This is a genomic window from Actinomycetota bacterium, assembly GCA_009923495.1.
Taxonomy (GTDB): Bacteria; Actinomycetota; Actinomycetes; order S36-B12; family UBA5976; genus UBA5976.
In genome coordinates this window covers 1-2340 of the sequence record RFTJ01000039.1, presented here as the reverse complement: position 1 = coordinate 2340, position 2340 = coordinate 1, and the positions used below count along the sequence as shown (strand labels likewise).

At 48.7% G+C, this 2340-nt stretch carries 5 protein-coding genes; 3 read left to right on the top strand and 2 right to left on the bottom strand.

Annotated features, from left to right (window positions below; genetic code table 11):
• Positions 1-32 precede the first annotated feature (32 nt).
• A complete protein-coding gene (locus tag EBS36_07275) occupies positions 33-680 on the top strand; it encodes a DNA cytosine methyltransferase (GenBank protein NBU32948.1) in 648 nt (215 codons plus the stop codon).
• Position 681: 1 nt separating this feature from the next.
• A complete protein-coding gene (locus EBS36_07270) occupies positions 682-1008 on the top strand; it encodes a VRR-NUC domain-containing protein (protein ID NBU32947.1) in 327 nt (108 codons plus the stop codon).
• 21 nt (positions 1009-1029) lie between these two features.
• On the opposite strand, the gene EBS36_07265 is transcribed toward EBS36_07270, so the two are convergent.
• Positions 1030-1557 carry a hypothetical protein gene (locus tag EBS36_07265; protein NBU32946.1) on the bottom strand — a complete coding sequence of 176 codons (528 nt, stop codon included), beginning with the start codon at positions 1555-1557 and terminating at the stop codon, positions 1030-1032.
• Positions 1558-1616: 59 nt separating this feature from the next.
• The gene (locus EBS36_07260) at positions 1617-1940 is read right to left on the bottom strand and encodes a hypothetical protein (protein NBU32945.1); all 324 of its coding nucleotides are present in this window, start codon (positions 1938-1940) and stop codon (positions 1617-1619) included.
• Between the two features lie 38 nt (positions 1941-1978).
• On the opposite strand from EBS36_07260, the gene EBS36_07255 reads away from it, so the two are divergent.
• Entirely contained in the window at positions 1979-2305 is a 327-nt protein-coding gene (locus tag EBS36_07255; protein ID NBU32944.1) for a hypothetical protein, read from the top strand.
• The last annotated feature ends 35 nt before the right edge of the window (positions 2306-2340 follow it).

The following is a 2340-nucleotide window of genomic DNA, read 5'->3' as shown; positions in this document are numbered from 1 at the left end:
ACCAAAGCCAATGAATTTCCAAACCATACGCTATGAATAAGATTAAAGTTCTAAATCTTTACGCCTGTTTAGGAGGCAATCGTTACAAATGGGATGAGGTTGCGGATATTGAGGTCACGGCGGTTGAACTTGACCCCGAAGCGGCAAGGCTTTATCAAGAAAGATTCCCAAATGATAAAGTTGTTGTTGCTGATGCCCACCAATATCTTCTTGACCATTACAAGGAATTTGATTTTATTTGGAGTTCTCCTCCTTGTCCGAGCCACTCAAAAGCAAGATTTGCGAGAAAGTCGACAACAACGGCCATATACCCAGACTTTAAACTTTATGAAGAGGTTGTATTTCTTGACAATTATTTTGATGGAAAATACTGCGTTGAGAATGTGGTTCCATTTTATGAACCATTGATAGCAGGAAAAAAAAGGGGAAGGCACTTGTATTGGACTAATTTTAATTTACCAAATGATTTACAAGAACGAAAGGTTAGTATCATGGAGGGCAATGATGAGGTAAAACGATGGTGCGAATTTCACGATTATGACTTTTATCAATACAATGGCTCTCAAAGGATTGATAAAATGGCCCGCAATCTTGTGGACTATGAAGCAGGAAAAACTATTTTTAGTGTAGCAATGGGCGTGGTGATTAAGTCAAAAGACAACCAGCAAAGCCTTTTTTAATATGGAAGAATACAACCTCCAAGCCGCCTGCGTAAAGCTATTCGCCATGCTACGCCCAAACGAGCAAGGTTTGCTATTCCTGAACCACAACAACCCCCGAAGCCGTTCCAACGGTTACTTCCTTAAAAACATTGGCCTGACGGCTGGCGTTGCCGACATGACCTACCTATCCCCCAAGGGTGCGGTGTTTCTTGAGTTTAAAACCCCAAAGGGTAAGCAATCCCTCTCCCAAAAGTGGTGGCAGGGGGTCGTGGAGGCAGTTGACTACAAGTACGTAGTCATCCGAAGCGTTGATGATTTCCAACGGATGTTGGATGAATGTTCCTAATTTGTGTATAACTTCGCATTACTAAACCCCTAACCCATGAAAACCTTCAAAGAGTACCTCAAATCCCTTAATGCCTGCCAGCCTGCCGTTGAGTGGGCAGGCGACAAACCCATCGAGCAAGTTGTAGCCGAGTGTCATCGTGGCGATTGGTTGCTGTGGTTGGCGAAAAAATGCGGCGTTGAGTTGCAACCGCTGACCCTTGCCAAGGGGCATTGCGCCAACACAGTGCGGCACTTGATGACCGATGAACGCAGCTTGAAAGCCGTGGACGTAGCTATTGCGTTTGGCGAGGGAAAGGCTACGAGAGAGGAATTGGATACCGCCGCCGCCGATGCCGCTACCGCTGCCTATTACGCTGCCGCTGCCTACTCTGCCGCTAACGCTGCCTATGACGCTGCTGTCGCTGCCTCTGCCGCTACCACTGCCTATGCCTCTGCCGCCCATGCCGACCATGCCGCCTCTGCCGCCAATTCCTCTGCCTATGCCGCCGATGCCTATGCCGCCTCCGATGCCTATGCCGCCGCCTATGCCGCCTATGCCTTCAATCAACAGGAAACCGCTGACATCTGCCGCAAGTACATTGGTGAGTTAATCATTCAGAAAGTAAATCAAATCCTAAACCCATGAAACCAACCCCCACCGATTTCCGCCGCTGGCAACTGCACATCCGCAAGGAGTGCGTCAACTGCACCCGCCCCGACCATGCCGAAACCATCAGCCCATGGCGTGTGAACTGGGTACTGCTTGGCCATATCCTCAACGCTAAAAAAGCATAAGCCATGGAATGGACACGCATAACCCCGCAAACCATGCCCGACTTCATGGAGGAGGTGTTTATCGCCCTGCTCGATGGCAACTACGCCGTGGCATGGCTTAGGGATAACCCGACACCAACATTCACCAATATCCACGGCGATGTATGGTGGGTGCATGAAGTTACTCATTGGATGTACCCAACCCCCCCGAAGCCATGACCACCAGCGTAATTCACCACATGGTGCAGGAAGTAGCCAAAATCTTCAACACCACGCCAAGTGCTATCTGCTCGGCGAATCGCAAACGAGAGAATGTCCTCGCCCGCAACATCGTCACCGACATTGCCTACAACGACTTCCTATTCAAATACCACGAAATCGGGGTGGTTATCAAGCGAACCCATTCCACCCTCATCAAGAACAAACGGAGCTACGAGCAGGACATGATTGCCATGCCTGAAATAAAGTACATCCGCAGACAAGTTTTACACAATGCACAGGATTACTTGCTACACTTGTACGGTGGCTATATTTGTGAGTAAGTGCTACTTAGGTAGTCGGTGAGCCTACGATAATC

Bases quoted from the DNA above. Each gene is read 5' to 3' on its own strand.
- EBS36_07275 (NBU32948.1), top strand. From the start codon at position 33: ATGAATAAGATTAAAGTTCTAAATCTTTACGCCTGTTTAGGAGGCAAT.
- EBS36_07270 (NBU32947.1), top strand. From the start codon at position 682: ATGGAAGAATACAACCTCCAAGCCGCCTGCGTAAAGCTATTCGCCATG.
- EBS36_07260 (NBU32945.1), bottom strand. From the start codon at position 1,940: ATGCACCCACCATACATCGCCGTGGATATTGGTGAATGTTGGTGTCGG.
- EBS36_07255 (NBU32944.1), top strand. From the start codon at position 1,979: ATGACCACCAGCGTAATTCACCACATGGTGCAGGAAGTAGCCAAAATC.